Below are 16715 nucleotides of genomic sequence, written 5' to 3' on the forward strand. Positions count from 1 at the left end.
TGCGTCCCCGGCAGCGGATGCGTACTTTACGGATTCGCTGCCGTTTTGGCAAGGGCTATTTATAGATAAGTGCGAAAAAGTTTTAAGGCAGGCCGTTTGCTAATTGAAAGCGCTTCGACGGCACTCCATTGGCGGTTACACTTATACCAGCTTTATAGCCCCCAACGCCCACCCCCATTCTGAGGTCCGTGATGAGCCAGCATCTATTAACTGTCGATTCATTACAGCGCGAAAGCGTTGACCACCTGCTACGCGTTGCAGCGCGTATGGAACCTATTGCCAGCCGTCGCCACGTTACTCGGGTGCTGGAAGGTGCTGTGCTTGGTAATTTGTTCTTTGAAGCGAGTACACGCACACGCGTGAGCTTTAATGCTGCGTTTTGCCGTCTGGGGGGAAGTGTGTGTGACACCACCGGTTTTACTTTCTCTTCTATGGCCAAGGGTGAATCGCTTTACGATACTAGCCGAGTGATGAGTGGCTATTGCGATGCGATTGTAATGCGCCATCCTGATCAAGGATCGGTAGCAGAGTTCGCCGCCGCCACCAATGTGCCGGTAATTAACGGAGGGGATGGCCCAGGTGAGCACCCAAGCCAAGCGCTGCTTGATCTTTATACGATTGATAAAGAGTTTCAGCGATTAGGTAAATCACTCAGCGGCGCACATATTCTGCTGACCGGTGATTTGAAATATGGCCGCACCGTGCATTCGCTGATCAAGCTACTGTCTCTCTATGATCCGCTGCGCATTACCCTGGTATCGCCACCGGGCCTGGAAATGCCGACTGCGCTGATTGACCTTGTGACGTCTCGCGGGCACCGCGTCGAACAACGTGACTCACTGGCCAGTGACTTCTCAGATCTGGACGTGGTTTACACCACACGCATCCAGAAAGAGCGTTTTACCGATGAAATGAACGAGAGCTTTCAGGGGCTTTCCGATGACTTTATGGTTAATCGCGACTTTCTGGATCAGCGCTGCAGCCAAAGTACGATTGTCATGCACCCACTACCCCGAGATAGCCGCCCTGGCGCCAATGACCTAAACGTGAATCTTAACGGAGACCCGCGTTTGGCGATTTTCCGCCAAACTGACAACGGGATCCCCATGCGGATGGCCATTTTTGCCACGCTATTAAAGGTAGATGAGCTGATTGAGAAAGACCTGAGACCCGTGCGCTGGTTTGTGCCATCTCAAACCGGCACTCTAGACCGTTAAGTCATTACATCAGGTTTAATGAGCGATCCGCCCACCAGGAAGTCCTTCTTGGTGGGCAAACCAACCTTCTAGAATAAGCACAGCAGCGATGCCATCGACACTTTCTTCTCGATAGTTACCACGATGGCCTGCCGCATGAGCGATCTGCTTCGCTTCGCGAGTAGAGCCACGCTCGTCAACCATTTCACAGGGCTTGCCATAGCGCCCGTGCAGGCGATTACCGAACTTGCGTGACCGCGCGCTCATCGCAGACTCAGTCCCATCCATGTTCAGCGGCAAGCCAACTACAAACAAGTCAGGCTGCCACTCCTCTACTAACCGTGTAACAACATTCCAGTCAGGAATGCCGTCTCGAGCGGTTAGCGGCGTTAGCTCGCGTGCGCTATTAAGCAACTCATTGCCTACCGCGACACCAATACGCCGAGTACCAAAATCAAATGCGAGTATTAGCCGTTGCCCACGATCAGCCATAAAACTCAACCATCATGCATGGCCCGCGTCGCGGGTCATCAGGTTTAGATCAACGCCCAGTATGCCAGCGGCAGCGGTTAGACGCTCAGCGGGAGGGGTGTTAAACAGTACGCTGCCTTGGCCTTCGACCGTCAGCCACGCATTCTCTTTTAGCTCGTCTTCTAATTGCCCAACGTCCCAACCCGCGCAGCCTAGGCACACCAGAAAATCTTCGGGGCCGGTATCGTCGGCAAGCGCCTGAAGAATATCCATCGAGGTGGTCAGCGCAATACCGTCTTCTACCTGGACACTGGAGTCCCACTCCTGGCTATCACCGATATGCAAAATGAAGCCACGATCCTTATGCATAGGGCCGCCATAATAGACCGGTGCATTACGGTGCGGGCTATCATCGCCTCCCAGCGACAGCTGCTCAAAGAGGGCATCGAGGGTAATTTCAAGTGGACGATTGGCGATGACCCCCATGCAACCATTGTGATCATGGTCGCAAAGGTAGATCAGGCTACCGGCAAAATTAGGGTCATCCAAGTGAGGCATAGCCATCAAAAAATGATGCTTAAAGCTTTGCATGCGTCTCCTACGGCTCGCTGAATACTCAGCGAGCCTCGCGTTATTAGGCGAATAGAACGTTCAACGGCATCGGTTAGTTAAGACGACGTTCAATAGCATCCAGCAGCATTCCGGCAATGTCCGTGCCGCGCTGATCATCAATTTCACGTACACAGGTAGGACTGGTGACGTTAATTTCAGTGATGTAATCACCAATCACATCTAAACCAACAAACATCAGCCCTTTTTCACGAATCATGGGCTGCACCTGCTGAATCAACCAGTGGTCACGCTCAGTCAACTCACGGCTGACACCGCGCCCGCCAGCGGCGAGGTTACCCCGAGTTTCACCCGCCGAGGGAATACGCGCCAGCCCATAGGGCACGGGTTCACCGTCAACCAATAAGATGCGCGTGTCGCCATCTTTGATTTCGGCTAGGTAGCGTTGCGCCATAATTTGCCGCTGGCCACGCAGGGTTAATTGCTCAATAACCGCGCCAATGTTGCGGCCATCAGGGCCGATATGAAAAATCCCTGTACCGCCCATGCCATCAAGGGGTTTGAAAATCACATCACCATGCTCCGCGTGGAAAGCACGCAGGACGTCATCACGACTGGCGACAATGGTGGGCGCACAGCACTGGGGAAACTGCTGGGCAAATAATTTTTCATTACACTGCAACAACGCAGCGGTTGGATTAACTACCAGAACGCCTTCCCGCTCGGCAAACCCCAGCAGATGGACCGCATTGATAAAGTCGGCATCGACAGGCGGGTCTTTGCGCATTAGCACAATATCCAACTCCACCAGTGGGCGCTGAGCCGCTTCACCGAGGTCGTACCAATGGTTAGGATCGCGATGCACCGTTAATGGGCGCATACGTGCATAAGCCTGTCCTGCGTTCAAGAAAAGATCTTCTTGCTCCATATAATGCAGTGTGTAGCCGCGCTCTTGCGCCGCCCACAGCATGGCCATGGTGGTATCTTTCTTGTAAGCGATGTCGCTGATGGGATCCATCACCACACCGAGATGCAACGTTGATTGGCTCATCGGGGTAACATCCATACATGAACAAAAGGTAAGCAGTATGCCGCACTGCCTGCACAGCTCCAACCGTCGCTAGAGACTACTCGTCTTGCCCGCCCGTTAACGCCCCCGGTACAAGCCGGATAGCACCAGGCTCTAGGGTAATTAACTGCTGCTTATAAAGTCGCCCAATGGCCTGCTTGTAAGCACTCTTGCTAACACCTAATCGCGTCTTAATATCATGCGCGGAGCTTTTATCACCCAACGCTAGATAACCACCACTTTCACGTAGCGCCTGCAATACTTTATCACCCACTACATCTAAGCGAGCCACACCCGGGGGGAGCAGGCAAATATCGACACGACCATCTTCGCGGCGTTGCTTTACATAGCCTTTCAGCGACTGCCCGCGGCGCAGCGGCTGGGTAATATCATCTTGATAGATTAATCCCCAATAACGGTGGTTAACCACTACCTTCATCCCAAGGTCAGTACGGTCAGCTACCACCACAGCCACTTCATCACCTTTTTCCAGCGCCCAAGCATCGTCTGTCAAAAAACGATCCAGGCGCATGGTAGCCACAGGCCGCCCTTGGTCATCGCTATACAGCATTACCAGTACCCGCTTACCGGGATCGGGGCGAAAGCGCTGCTCGCTATAAGGCAGCAGTACATCTTTGGGCTGTCCCCATTGCAGAAACGCCCCTGTGCTATTGACCGCCGTCACGGTCAAATAGGCTACGTCACCCAGCTGAACAGCGGCGTCGCTTGCGGAACGGGGAGAAGAGTGAGACTCACGGACCATAGGTACCGTCCTTACAGAAAGTAGACCTTCATTATGGTGCCTTGCGCACGCAAGGCAAAGCGCAGCCGGTATTCGACAGCGCATAAATAGCGACCGCCACTACTCAACAGGGCAGCAGCCAGCTAGTAAGCACTCACTTATGCATACCGCTAAAAAATAAGCCCCAAAATATTTCTTAAGAATAGGCTCTTAAGAATAAATATTTAAACATGAGCTCTTACAAGTGAGTACAGAGAAGCGAGTGCTGAAAAGTGAGTACTTACACATCACCGAAGTGGTGCTGTAGCAGCGTTAGCGCAACAACAGGTGCCGTTTCAGTACGCAATACTCTTGGACCGAGCGTCAGCGGTGTAAAGCCACCCACAGTGGCCACATTAATATCCGCATCACTTAAGCCACCCTCTGGGCCGATTAAGAGCGCTACTGCAGCGGGGCATGGCTGTTGCGAAAATACATTGCCTGTCGCTAGGTGAAGCATCAAGCGTAACGGCTCTTGCCGCTCGGCCAGCCAATCATCCAGCGCTTTTGGTGGATAGATGGGGGGGACAACCGCTCGCCCACTCTGTTCACAAGCGCTAGCCGCAACCGCCTGCCAGTGAGCCAGTTTTTTCTCTTCACGGTCACCCTTGAGACGTACATCACCCCGCTCAGTGTAGAGCGGGGTAATCGCTGCAACGCCCAGCTCAACGGCTTTTTGAATGGCATAATCCATCCGGTCGCCTTTCGAGATCGCTTGGCCAAGGTGCACCGCTAACGGCGATTCGCCACTACCCGGCCAGACAGCCTCGATGATCACTGTCGTTTGCTTGCGACCAACATCGGCTAAGCGCACGCCAGCCTCTTGGCCATTGCCATCAAACAGCATCAGCGCTGCACTTTCGCCCAGCCGCAGCACCCGTGTCACATGCCGCGCCGGGCCGTCAGGCAGAGTGATGGTTGTGCCCACTGCAAACTCAGCGGGCACATAAAGGCGAGGCATTTTGCCGTGTAAGGCAACCCAGTCAGCAGCATGCACTTAGTGAGTATTCTCGGCTGCTTGCTGAGCCTGCTGCGCTTCACGCTGTTTGCGCTGAGCGTACATAGCTTCAAAATTCACCGGCGCCAGCATTAGCGGCGGGAAACCACCACGATTGACCAGGTTGTCAACGCATTCACGAGCATAAGGGAACAGCAAGTTGGGGCAGAACGCACCCAGAGTTTGTTCCAGCTGTGCCCCTTCAATTCCAGAAATACGGAACAGGCCAGCTTGCTCTACTTCTGCAAGGAACGACGTAGTGCCGGTTTCGCTATCGTTAACCTGGGCAGTCACCTTTACAACCACTTCGTACTGGTCGTCGGCTATTTTCTGGCTAGTGGTGTTCAGATCCAGATTCACCTTAGGCTTAAATGCCTGCTTGAATACGGAAGGTGAGTTCGGCGCTTCAAAGGAAATATCTTTCACATAGATACGCTGTAAAGAGAACTTCAGCTGAGGCTTTTCGCCTTCTGCGGCGCCTGCCTGCGGGGTGTTGTTATCTTCCGCCATTGGGATACTCCTAATTGTTCATCTGCTAAAAAATTGCGCGACAGCGCACGGTTAAATACTTGCTACTTAATTACTTTTTTACCACCGGAAGACCATCGGCCTGCCACTGCACCATGCCACCTCTTAACTTATTGACACGTTCAAAACCTGCCTTAGCAAGTTTTGCCTGGGCAGCACCAGAGCTTTGGCCATGCTTACATACCACGATGATCGGCTGGCTTTTCACTTTCTCCAGTTCATTCATGCGGCTGTCGAGGCTGCTTTGAGGAATATTGCGTGCACCTGCAATATGTCCTGCTTTAAAGTCTTTGCTTTCACGGATATCCAGCACCACCGCATCTTCACGGTTAATAAGCTGAGTCGCCTGGGTAGAGGTCACAGCATGCGTGGCGGCGCTGCGCGCTTCGTACGCCACCCATGCTATTAATACCAGCAAAAACGCCCCGACAAGTAGGGGGTGGTTCATTACGAATTCGAACAGCTGATCGATCATCGTGAACACAATCTCTTGGTCTATGCAGAAAAAAGCGGCCTAGCCGCCTCCAGAAACGCAACAAGTATACACGTCACACGGCATACCGCGCAGGCCATGACGCCCAACGGCTGCCTGCGTTATGATGCCCCATGCGCGCGCCTGTCGCGACCCTGATTATAAGGTGTTGTCTGAAAACTGTTTGAGCAGCCTTCACCAACGTTTCAAACAGCACCTCATATCGCTTGGCTGACCAACATAAAGAGGTTTTCATGGCTACAACTGCACCGCGCCCCGTGGCGCTAATCATCTTAGATGGCTACGGCCACAATCCCGATAGCGCCCACAACGCAGTGGCCGCAGCTAATACGCCCAACATGGACAAACTGTGGGCCAACCGCCCGCACGCCTATGTGCACACCGATGGTCGCCATGTGGGCCTGCCTGACGGGCAGATGGGCAATTCTGAAGTAGGCCATATGAATATTGGTGCCGGGCGTGTTGTGTACCAGGACTTCACCCGCATTACCAAAGCAATTGAAGACGGCGATCTAGACACCAACGAGGTGCTGACCAAGTCCATCGACGAGGCCGTTGCCAATGGCCGCGCCGTTCACTTACTTGGGCTGCTTTCTCCCGGCGGCGTGCATAGCCACGAAGACCACTTTATTGCCATGGCTGAGCTTGCTGCCCGACGCGGCGCGCAGCGCATTTTTATCCATGCGTTTTTAGACGGACGCGATATGCCGCCGCAAAGTGCGCTCCGCTCGATCGAGCGTGCTAATGCACGTTTGGCAGAGTTAGTAGGTGCCGACAATGGCTTTGTTGCCTCGGTCATTGGCCGCTTTTATGCAATGGACCGTGATAACCGCTGGGAGCGGGTTGAGCAAGCCTACCGCTTGCTGACCGATGGCCACGCTGACTTTATTGCTTCCAGTGCTGAAACCGCCCTGCGCGACGCTTACCAGCGCGGCGAAACCGACGAATTTGTCGCTTCTAGCAGTATCCCGCTGAATGGCACCGCCATTACCCTCCAAGACGGCGATGCAGCTATTTTCCTTAATTTCCGCTCCGACCGCGCCCGCGAATTAACGCGCGCGATCACTGAAGCTGAGTTTAACGGCTTTGAGCGGCGTGTACGTCCTACACTGGCTGGCGACGGTTTAGTCACGATGACCCAGTACGCCGCCAACATTCCAGCACCAGCGGCCTTTCCCCCTTCTGATCTCACCGATACCCTGGGGGAAGTGGTTGCTAAACGCGGCCTAACTCAGCTACGTATTGCAGAAACAGAAAAGTATCCCCACGTCACCTTTTTCTTCTCCGGCGGTAATGAAGCCGAGTACGAAGGCGAAGAGCGCATTTTAGTGCCCTCCCCCCGTGACGTTAAAACCTACGACGAAAAACCCGAGATGAGCGCCTTTGAGATCACCGATAAGCTGGTGGACGCTATCGACAGCGGTCGCTTTGACTTAATAGTGTGCAATTATGCCAATGGCGACATGGTTGGCCATACCGGTGACTTCAACGCCGCGGTAAAAGCGATTGAAACCGTTGATACTTGCGTTGGCCGGGTAGTAGAGGCTATTGGACGTGCCGGTGGTGCTTGCCTGATCACAGCTGACCATGGCAATGCCGAACAGATGGTGCATCCGGAAACAGGCGCGCCGCAAACAGCTCACACCACCTTTACGGTGCCGTTGATTTACGTGGGAGAGCAGAATGGGCGGCTGGAAGATGGACGACTGTGCGATTTAGCGCCGACGTTGTTAACCATGATGAACCAGGCACAGCCCGAAGCAATGACAGGTAACCCACTGATTCATTTTGATTGATGCTGATGCGATGGACGTTAGCAGTCGCGCTCATGCTGGCGTTAGGTTATGCGCCAGCAAGTTTAGCCCAGCCAAATGAAAATGCCGCGCGCCAGCAGTTGGATGCGATTGGCCAGGAGATCGAAGCGGCTGCCCAGCGCCTCAGTGCGACCGGGCAAGCGCGGGATAGCGCCGAGCGTGAGCTGCGCCATGTGGAAACGGAGCTCGCTGAGACTCACCAGCGCCTGGATCAACTTCAGGCTGAGCGCCGTCAACTGGCCGACGAAACGACCCAACTTCGCCAGCACCGAGAGCGCTTGGAAGGTGAGCGTGAAGCGCAATACGCTGCGCTGAGCCAACAGCTGGCAGCCCTTTATCGACTGGGGCCAACACCCCAGTTGAAACTGCTCCTAAATCAAAGCGATCCAGCCGAGCTAGACCGAATGCAGGCGTATCTAAATCGCCTGACTCAGGCGCGTCAGCAACGCCTTACGGATATAAGCCGCCTCGACAACGCACTGGCAGATACCGAGCAAGCGCTCAGCGAGCGTCAAACGCGCCTTGATGCATTAGCCGACGAGCTAGAAGAGCAAAGCGCTATACTCGCTCAGCGAACCGAGGAGCGGCGTGGCGTCGTAGCGACCCTGGATGACCGCTATGGCAGCGAAGAGGATCGCTTAGCCGATCTAAACCAAAGCCGTGAGCAGGCCGAACAGCAGCTAAGGGCGATACAAGCGGAGCTGGCTCGTTTAGCCGAGCCAACACCGACCACACACATCACCCGCACGCGGGGCGATTTACCCTGGCCCGTTCAAGGAGCCATTACGGCAACCTTTCAGCGTAGAGACGGCGTGCACTATAACGGTATCGTGATTCGAGCAGATTCGGGCAGTGCAGTAACAGCCGTTCATACGGGCCGCGTGGTATTCGCCGACTGGATGCGTGGCTTTGGCAACCTGCTGATTATTGATCACGGTGATCAGATCATGACGCTCTATGCTCACTTGCAACAATTTAGTGCACGGCCCGGCCAACAAGTAAGCCGTGGCACTGAAATTGGACGTGTCGGCAACAGCGGCGGGCAGACCAACCCCGCGCTTTACTTCGAAGTGCGGCGTAGCGGTGAACCAATTAATCCACAACGTTGGATTGCACGCCGCTGACGGGATAAGCTGACTCCTATGAATTAACAATCATGTCTCAACTTATGCAGCGCCTTCTGGCGCTGCCTTTCGCCTAGCGGAGTCCGCATGACGCTATCTGTTACCAAGGTATCGGCCCCTGCCAAGCGCTTTTTGGCTACCCTGCTCCCGCTTGTACTGCTGACTGCTCCTTTCCCCTTAATGGCTCAGTCTGCAAATAGCGTTGCTGATGACCTACCGCTTGAAGAGATCCAGACCTTTGCTGAGGTGTTTGAGCGCATTAAACGCGGCTATGTCGAAGAGGTTGACGACCGCACGTTATTGCGTAATGCCATGCGAGGCATGCTCAGCGAGCTAGATCCCCATTCAGCCTATTTAGACGAAGAAGAGTACCGAAGCCTGCGCGAATCCACCCAAGGTGAGTTTGGCGGTATTGGCATTGAAGTAGGCACAGAAAACGGGCAGCTAATAGTTATTACCCCCATCGATGACACACCAGCTTCACGAGCGGGCCTGTTATCCCGCGATGTGATTGTGGCTATCGATGGAACGCCAACCGACAGCTTATCGCTTCAAGAGGCGGTTAACCTGATGCGTGGCGAACCGGGTAGCCAACTGCGTATTTCCGTCTTGCGGGCGGGTGAAGAGTCTCCGCGTGAGTTCACACTAACGCGCGAAGTAATTCGCAATGAAAGCGTTAAGCATGAAGTGCTGGAGCCAGGCTATGGCTACTTGCGAATTAGCCAGTTTCAGTCGCGCACCCCAGAGCAGGCACGTAGGTCGTTAGAGCGCATGGCCCGAGAGCAGCCACTTGAGGGACTCATTCTCGATTTACGCAATAACCCAGGTGGCGTTTTGCAGGCCGCCGTTGGCGTTGCCGACCTGTTCCTGGATGAAGGACTAATTGTGTACACCGAAGGGCGTCTTTCTGACACCGAAATGTCGTTTTCGGCATCGCCAGAGACACCCGCTGGTGATGTGCCGCTCGTTGTACTGATAAACAGTGGTAGCGCCTCGGCTGCTGAAATTGTCGCAGGGGCGCTTCAAGACCAGCGCCGCGGGGTGATAATGGGCACCGAAAGCTTTGGTAAAGGCTCCGTGCAGCAGATCATGCCGCTTGGCAATGGCGAAGGTCTTAAGCTGACAACCGCGCTTTACTACACCCCCAATGGGCGCTCAATCCAAGCACAAGGTATCGAGCCTGACGTGGAAGTGGTACGCGGCCGGCTGGAAGTGGCTGAGGGGCAACGTCAAATCCGCGAAGCTGATCTTGATGGTCATCTAAGCGGCCAAGACGCAATGCCCCGGGAGCGGACTGAAATGTCTCAGCGCCTGCGCGAGGACTATCAGCTCAGTGAAGCGCTGAACTTACTCAAAGCATTGAACGTGGTGGATCGTCGGCGCCGTTAACGACACGATTGCGGCAGGCGTCCTCGCTCTCCGATTGCCTGCCGCATCACCAGTCGTTTTATCGGCACCAACTGATTCATACCACTCATCCCCATATTGCGCGCCAGCGTCAATGCAGGCACTTGGCTACCGAAAAGCACTTTAAACCCTTTCATCAGCCCCAGCATGGCGCTGTTATCGAAGCGCCTACGCCGCTCGTAGCGACTCAGCGTGGTCAACGCCCCCCAGGGGGCTCCTCGCTGCCATGCATTAATCACTTCCTCAGCCAGCACTGCCGCATCCATAAATCCTAGGTTAACGCCCTGCCCCGCTAGCGGGTGAATGCTATGGGCAGCATCGCCCACCAAGGCAAAATTAGGCTGCACGTAGTGAGCGGCGTGGCGCTGAATCAGCGGAAACCGATAGGCCGTATCGACGGCACTCACCTGACCTAAACGGTAGTCAAAGGCTTCACTTAGCGCCTGCCCCAACGCCTCGCTAGAGAGCGATGTAAGTTGATGTGCATGCTCAGGCGTGGTCGACCAGACAATCGAACAGTAGCGGTCATCACCGCCCACCGTTAACGGCAAAAAAGCCAGTGGATGGCCAGCGATAAAAGCCTGACGAGCCGTGTCGCCATGGGACTTTTCACACCTTACGGTGGTAACGACGGCCTCTTGCTGCATAGACTCTTCGGCCACTGATATCCCTGCCAATTCACGCATGGTGGAGCGTGCACCGTCGGCAGCAATTAATAATGGCGTATGCAATTGTCGGCCGTCATCCAGCACTAGCCAGCGCCCGCTATCAGAGGTTTGCAAAGCCTCCACGCCCACTCCAAAGAAAGTGCTAACGGAAGGCAGCGCTAGCACCTGCTCATTTAACGCGGCCAATGTCACATCGTTTTCAACAATATGTCCAAGTACGGGCGCACCTGCTTCATCGGCGGAAAAATGGATGCTACCGCTGCCTTCTGCATCCCACACCTGCATATAACGGTAAGGCGTTACCCTAGTAGCAGCCATCGCGGGCCATGCCTTCAAATGCGAGAGCAGCCGCTGTGAAACCGGCGTCAAAGCACTCACCCTGGGGGCAGGCGGATGGCCACCAAAAGCATCTAAGCGCAGTGGTGCTGCTTTGGTTTCAACCAACGCCACTTGCATCCCAGCGTTAGCCAGCAGCCCTGCTAGTGCCGTGCCGACCATTCCGGCACCTACGATCACCGCGTCAAAACGTTCAACCGGCACATCTATTGCCGCTGTTTGCGTTTTCATAACGTTCCCTTAGCTACTTGTTGCATCAGCGCTCTAGACCCATTGCTCTGCGTGCCAAGCTGCGGCGAAGCGGGCCCACTAAATTGAGCCCCACCAGGCCAGCGGCTCGGGCATGCGGCAGTAGGGGCAGCGAATAGCCAAATAGACGCACTAACCCATCGCTAAACCGAATGACATTGGCTCGGTCTTGCGCACGACGCTGCTCAAAGGCGAGTAACATGTCCATATCACCAAGAGCACGCTGGTTCTGAGCGCCCTGCGCTAGTGCTTCGACCAGATCCATCACTGAGCGCAGTGCCAAGTTAAACCCCTGACCCGCTACCGGGTGAAGCGCATGGGCAGCATTTCCCAACACCGCCAACCCAGGTCGAACGGGCTCTTCCGCGGTAATCAGCGAAAGTGGGTAGCTGAAACGCTGCCCCACCCGAGTAAAACGCCCGACTCGATCACCAAAGGCAGCTTGTAGCTGGCGTAAAAACGCCGAATCGGAGAGCGCTAGTCGCGCCTGCTCTGTGCCGCTGGCATGCGTCCAGACCAGCTCCATCGCTTGGCCAGGCAATGGTAGCAGTGCGATCGGCCCCTCTGCTGTAAAGCGCTCATAGGCAACCCCCTCGTGGGGCTGGCTAATACCGACATGGGCAATGACGGCTGTTTGCTCGTAAGAGCGGTGGCGACTACTGATGCCCAACTGCTCTTTCAGTCCAGATCGCCCGCCATCGGCGAGAATAGTCAGCGCTGCCGTTAGTTCACTGCCATCGGAAAGCACCAGGCGGTGGCCGTTAGCTTGTGGCATTAGTTGCGCCACCGTTGCAGGGCAGTGCCACTCAATCGGCAGTTGCTGAAGATGGTGATGCAGCACACGCCCCATCCAAGCATTAGGAATGACATGCCCCAATGCCGACACTCCCAGCTCCTGAGCGCTAAGCCTAGTGGCACCTAAACGACCGCGCTCGCTGATATGAATGCGCTTGATCGGGGTAGCTTCACTGCGCATCGCCTCCCAAACACCCAGTTGGCGAAAGCGTTGGGCAGAGCCTTCAGCAATAGCACTGGCCCTAGCATCAAAGCTTGGCTGCCACGCTGACTTCTCAGCGTTTTCAGGTAAGGCAGCCGCTTCAACAATTGCCACACGCCAGCCGTAGCGCTCAATCAACGGCGCCAACGCGCAGCCTAAGCTGGCACCGACCAGCCCGCCTCCCACAATAACGATATCGTGGGTGAGCGTAGCTGCTTGCTGCTGTCTTACCTGCTGAGTCCCATGCATTGTCATCTCCTACGGATAAACCAAACCCAGCAAATGTAATTTCGTAATGTAAATTACATAAACAAATATCAATGGAATTTTACTGCTTATTTATTAACCATTAATTGCTCTATATCAGCAATTCGCTTCGGCACGTCTGACGTAAGCACTTCGTGCCCATCACGGGTCACCACGACATCATCTTCAATACGAATGCCAATTCCGCGGTAAGCGGCAGGAATATCATCATCGCTGGGAATGTATAAACCAGGCTCAATCGTGACGACCATGCCTTCGGTTAGCAGGCGCGGCGTCTCTTCATCCAACCGATAAGTTCCTACATCGTGCACGTCTAACCCCAACCAATGGGACGTAGAGTGCAGGTAGAAGCGCCGATAGCTCTCATCGTCAATGCGCTCCTGCACATCGCCCTCTAACAACCCGAGACCGATCAGCCCAGCGGTTAAATCCCTCACGACCCCTTGGTGAATATCCGCCAGCGTGGCTCCCGGCTTGACGGCGTGCACTGCACGCTCTTGCGCATCTAGCACCACTTGATAAAGCGCCCGCTGAGCGTCATTGAACCGACCATTAACCGGGAAAGTACGGGTAATATCCCCAGCGTAGAGGTCGAACTCGGCCCCTGCGTCAATCAGCACAAGTGTATCGGCCTGCAACGTATCGCTGTTCTCAATATAGTGCAGCACGCAAGCGTTAACGCCACCACCAACAATGGTGCTATACGCAGGCCCGCTAGCACCTTGCCAAACGAATTCGTGCTCTAACTCTGCCTGCAACTGATACTCGCTTAACCCTGGACGGCAGACACGCATCGCACGCGTATGCGCCTTTGCTGAAATAGCGGCCGCATGGCGCAGTAGGGTAATTTCAGCAGGGCTTTTAATGAGGCGCATCTCATGAACAAGCGGGCGGCTATCCAACCATCCTTTCAATGCTGGCTTACCTCGGCGTAGGCCAGCTTGAGCGCAGGCCAACGCCTCTTCTGCAATATTCAGCGCCTCGGGATTATCTAACGGCAGGTAGAGCAGTTCGCGGCCTGCCAATAGACCTGGTAACAGCTCTTCCCGCTGAGCATTTTCAAACGCTTGGTCAATGCCATGCTGAGCCTCAACGCCCTGGGCGCCTAGCCGTCTACCTGTCCAGGCTTCCATCGTGGCGTCGCGGTCTTGGCAAAACACCACGCTTTGGCCTGCCTCGCGCCCAGGCAGCACTACAAGCAACGCATCGGGCTCTTGAATGCCGGTTAAGTAGTAAAAATCACTCTGCTGGCGGAACGCGTATTCGCTATCGTGAGAGCGCGTTACCAAGGCAGCGCTTGGCACCACTAGCGCAGCATTGGCAGGCAGTTGGGCGATGAGCGCTTCTCGGCGCTGGCGGTACTCTGCAGGCGCAATAGCGGCGGGCCGAGGCAGTAACTCAGGTAACATAGATAACTCCTGTATTAATGAACGGGGGCGTCGGTCTGCTCAACCTGGGGCATTCCTGGGTGCTGCTCGGTGTAGAGCAACATTGCCGCCATACGCGCGTGTTCCGTCAGCGCAAATAGATCATTTTCGTTTTCAGGACTATCCTCGATATCGGTTTCGATCTGTACGAGTCCTGCGAGATCCTCGATGGCTTCTTGAAGCGTCTTAGACCAGCGCTCGCGTAGCGCTTCATCAGCCACGTCTTCAACGACTTCCATAAAACCCAGCGTCCACTCTTTTAGCCCCTGGGCTTGCTCGGCGAGTGAAAAAAGCTCATCGGGTAGCAGCGGTGTGTAATTCAAATCGCTGGCGCTCAATGCCTCCAGCGTTTGACGCCGCCAACCTAGTAAGCGTTCAGCGCTATCAGGATCTCGCGGCTGCTCGACCCCTAAGCTTAGGCATACCTCTTCTAGCCATGCTTCAGCCGTCACATCACGCAGCGCTAACAGACCACTTAGGCGGCCATCCAAAAACGCGGGCGACTGCATACTTCCATGCAGAAGAAAAACATCCGCGACGTCAGAAAAATCCTGGCGTTCATTGATTAGGGACATGGGCATTGCTCGCTATACAAAATGGGGAATGAAGTCGTCGTAACAACATCGCTAAGGGTGTTAAACCGCAGAAGGAATCTTACGGCGCGCGCGCCTGTGCGTTGACCCCACATAAGCGGCTCTCTTATAGTGAACGCCAACTATCCTTCCTATGCAGCGATGTTAACGCATTGGTCAATAAAATGACCTGTGCCGGAGTTTTTGATGAGTAACGCGAAGCGGCCAACCAAAGAAATCACCCTACTGGGTCGCAGCTACATGATTGCTTGCGACACTGGCGAAGAAGCTAAGCTGGAACGTGCTGCTCGCTATTTAGATCGCGCGATGAATGGCATTCACGCCCAAAGCAATGCCCTTGGCAGCGAGCGGGTTGCAGTGATGGCAGCGCTGAATATCACCCATGAGTTGCTTGAAATTATGGATGAGCACCGCGCGAGCGAAGCAAACCTGAACCGCCTAAACGACCGCCTTGAACGGGCACTAGCGGATACACGCCAGCAAAAAGAACCGTAAGAACCTGCTGTCGGCTCTTTGGCATTACCACTGGCTCTGTTAGGATAGAGATGTTCTCTGGGGTGTACGCCAGTCGTTATAGTCCCTCGAGCCTATGCGAAGTACCCAGGGGGCCAAATGCTAGCCAAACCCGTGTGCATGTCCGTGCGTCGGAAAGCCTGACGGTTTGGCTGCGGCCACCCACCTGAACCAGTAGGTTCAGGGCCAGAACGACAGCGGCATTCTGGGGAACACTTAGTCTTGATTAGCTCATCACGAGTAGCTCGTTATGAACGATACTGCTGCCCGCAGTACATTCGGCGATAAAATTGCGCTTCGTCGTGAGCTTAGACGCAGACGCCGCACCCTTTCCCTAGATCAGCAAAAACAAGCCGCTACCGCCCTTTGCCAGCGCCTTAAAGGGCTGCCTGAAATTTGTCGTGCGAAACGCATTAGCCTTTATTTACCGGTTAACGGCGAGATAGACCCGACACCATTAATACCTTGGCTTCGACAGCGAAAAGTAAGTATTTACTTACCGGTATTGCGCCCATTTTCGACTAATCGCCTTTGGTTTGTTGCCTACCGCGAATCTACCCCCATGGTTAAAAACCGTTTTGGCATCGCAGAGCCCTGTTCACGATTTGCCGCCGATAGGCGCAATCGCCTGCCAGCTTGGGCGCTAGATACGCTTATTGTTCCGCTGGTAGGTTTTGATAAGCAAGCAAATCGCATGGGCATGGGAGGTGGTTTCTATGATCGCAGCCTCGCTTTTATGCGCCGCCAAGGGCCAGCACCGACACTTATAGGCGTTGCTCACGCCTGCCAACAGGTGGATGCGCTACCCATCGAGCCTTGGGATATTCCGTTGGACGTGATAGCAAGTGACACAAGGGTTATTCGACCAACTAAAACGGGCTGATCATTAAGATCAGCCCGTTTTAAATATCAACCTCGACTAGCTTGGCGCAGCGTTTACGCTGAAAGCGCTGTGATCAACTTAGTAAGTTAACTCCCCGATAGCGCTTGCGCGTATCCAGTGGCGAGTACTCCAAGTAAAAACACCACTGTTAGCGCCATCACCATATCAGGCTTTTTACGCCGCATGCCTCATCTCCAACGTCTTTTACGGTTGCCAAATATCCTTAATGCGTCATCTAAACAGTGTTTCTAAAAAGATGACACACCTCATTAATTTCGCCCACGACTATAGGGCTATAGAAGAGGACTGACAACTGCTTTCAGTGCTATTTT

17 protein-coding genes and 1 other RNA gene are annotated in these 16715 nt (G+C 54.5%); 7 read left to right on the forward strand and 11 right to left on the reverse strand.

Annotation, left to right across the window (positions count from 1 at the left end):
• Positions 1–191: 191 nt before the first annotated feature.
• A complete protein-coding gene (gene pyrB / locus INT21_RS09500) occupies positions 192–1217 on the forward strand; it encodes an aspartate carbamoyltransferase (protein WP_083000221.1) in 1026 nt (341 codons plus the stop codon).
• 15 nt (positions 1218–1232) lie between these two features.
• Here the strand turns inward: pyrB and ruvX are convergent, their stop codons facing one another.
• The 7 genes from ruvX to INT21_RS09535 form a co-directional block, all read right to left on the reverse strand.
• On the reverse strand, positions 1233–1688 hold the full coding sequence (gene ruvX, locus INT21_RS09505; protein ID WP_038480028.1) for a Holliday junction resolvase RuvX: 456 nt from the start codon (positions 1686–1688) through the stop codon (positions 1233–1235).
• 12 nt (positions 1689–1700) lie between these two features.
• Positions 1701–2258: a YqgE/AlgH family protein gene (locus tag INT21_RS09510; protein WP_038480025.1), complete on the reverse strand. Its 558-nt coding sequence runs from the start codon at positions 2256–2258 to the stop codon at positions 1701–1703.
• Positions 2259–2331: 73 nt separating this feature from the next.
• The gene (gene gshB, locus INT21_RS09515; protein ID WP_089040094.1) at positions 2332–3288 is read right to left on the reverse strand and encodes a glutathione synthase; all 957 of its coding nucleotides are present in this window, start codon (positions 3286–3288) and stop codon (positions 2332–2334) included.
• A gap of 76 nt (positions 3289–3364) precedes the next feature.
• A complete protein-coding gene (locus INT21_RS09520) occupies positions 3365–4069 on the reverse strand; it encodes a CvfB family protein (RefSeq protein WP_193059893.1) in 705 nt (234 codons plus the stop codon).
• 259 nt (positions 4070–4328) lie between these two features.
• The gene (locus INT21_RS09525) at positions 4329–5048 is read right to left on the reverse strand and encodes a 16S rRNA (uracil(1498)-N(3))-methyltransferase (protein WP_193059917.1); all 720 of its coding nucleotides are present in this window, start codon (positions 5046–5048) and stop codon (positions 4329–4331) included.
• A gap of 36 nt (positions 5049–5084) precedes the next feature.
• Positions 5085–5594 carry a protein-export chaperone SecB gene (gene secB / locus INT21_RS09530; protein WP_009102012.1) on the reverse strand — a complete coding sequence of 170 codons (510 nt, stop codon included), beginning with the start codon at positions 5592–5594 and terminating at the stop codon, positions 5085–5087.
• Between the two features lie 70 nt (positions 5595–5664).
• Positions 5665–6087 (reverse strand): rhodanese-like domain-containing protein, encoded by a 423-nt coding sequence (locus INT21_RS09535; RefSeq protein WP_030071716.1) that lies wholly within the window; start codon positions 6085–6087, stop codon positions 5665–5667.
• A 251-nt stretch (positions 6088–6338) separates the two neighbouring features.
• Between INT21_RS09535 and gpmI the strand changes: the two genes are divergently transcribed.
• From gpmI to INT21_RS09550, 3 genes are all read left to right on the forward strand, one after another.
• On the forward strand, positions 6339–7901 hold the full coding sequence (gene gpmI / locus INT21_RS09540) for a 2,3-bisphosphoglycerate-independent phosphoglycerate mutase (RefSeq protein WP_193059894.1): 1563 nt from the start codon (positions 6339–6341) through the stop codon (positions 7899–7901).
• A 5-nt stretch (positions 7902–7906) separates the two neighbouring features.
• Complete coding sequence (locus tag INT21_RS09545) at positions 7907–9043, forward strand: murein hydrolase activator EnvC family protein (protein ID WP_089040965.1); 1137 nt, start codon at positions 7907–7909, stop codon at positions 9041–9043.
• Between the two features lie 87 nt (positions 9044–9130).
• A complete protein-coding gene (locus INT21_RS09550) occupies positions 9131–10432 on the forward strand; it encodes a S41 family peptidase (RefSeq protein WP_193059895.1) in 1302 nt (433 codons plus the stop codon).
• Here INT21_RS09550 and INT21_RS09555 read toward each other — a convergent pair.
• From INT21_RS09555 to INT21_RS09570, 4 genes are all read right to left on the reverse strand, one after another.
• On the reverse strand, positions 10429–11685 hold the full coding sequence (locus INT21_RS09555) for a UbiH/UbiF/VisC/COQ6 family ubiquinone biosynthesis hydroxylase (RefSeq protein ID WP_193059896.1): 1257 nt from the start codon (positions 11683–11685) through the stop codon (positions 10429–10431). The genes INT21_RS09550 and INT21_RS09555 overlap by 4 nt on opposite strands.
• Positions 11686–11710: 25 nt before the next feature.
• Positions 11711–12949, reverse strand: coding sequence for a 2-octaprenyl-6-methoxyphenyl hydroxylase (gene ubiH, locus INT21_RS09560; RefSeq protein WP_193059897.1), 1239 nt, complete (start codon positions 12947–12949; stop codon positions 11711–11713).
• A gap of 86 nt (positions 12950–13035) precedes the next feature.
• Positions 13036–14376, reverse strand: coding sequence for a Xaa-Pro aminopeptidase (pepP, locus tag INT21_RS09565; protein WP_193059898.1), 1341 nt, complete (start codon positions 14374–14376; stop codon positions 13036–13038).
• A 14-nt stretch (positions 14377–14390) separates the two neighbouring features.
• Positions 14391–14969, reverse strand: coding sequence for a UPF0149 family protein (locus INT21_RS09570; protein WP_193059899.1), 579 nt, complete (start codon positions 14967–14969; stop codon positions 14391–14393).
• A gap of 204 nt (positions 14970–15173) precedes the next feature.
• Between INT21_RS09570 and INT21_RS09575 the strand changes: the two genes are divergently transcribed.
• From INT21_RS09575 to INT21_RS09585, 3 genes are all read left to right on the forward strand, one after another.
• The gene (locus tag INT21_RS09575) at positions 15174–15482 is read left to right on the forward strand and encodes a cell division protein ZapA (RefSeq protein ID WP_089040104.1); all 309 of its coding nucleotides are present in this window, start codon (positions 15174–15176) and stop codon (positions 15480–15482) included.
• A 51-nt stretch (positions 15483–15533) separates the two neighbouring features.
• Positions 15534–15716, forward strand: a non-coding RNA gene (gene ssrS / locus INT21_RS09580) — 6S RNA.
• A gap of 34 nt (positions 15717–15750) precedes the next feature.
• Positions 15751–16383, forward strand: coding sequence for a 5-formyltetrahydrofolate cyclo-ligase (locus tag INT21_RS09585; RefSeq protein ID WP_193059900.1), 633 nt, complete (start codon positions 15751–15753; stop codon positions 16381–16383).
• Positions 16384–16715 lie beyond the last annotated feature (332 nt).

Source organism: Halomonas sp. 3F2F (assembly GCF_014897805.1).
GTDB lineage: Bacteria > Pseudomonadota > Gammaproteobacteria > Pseudomonadales > Halomonadaceae > Vreelandella.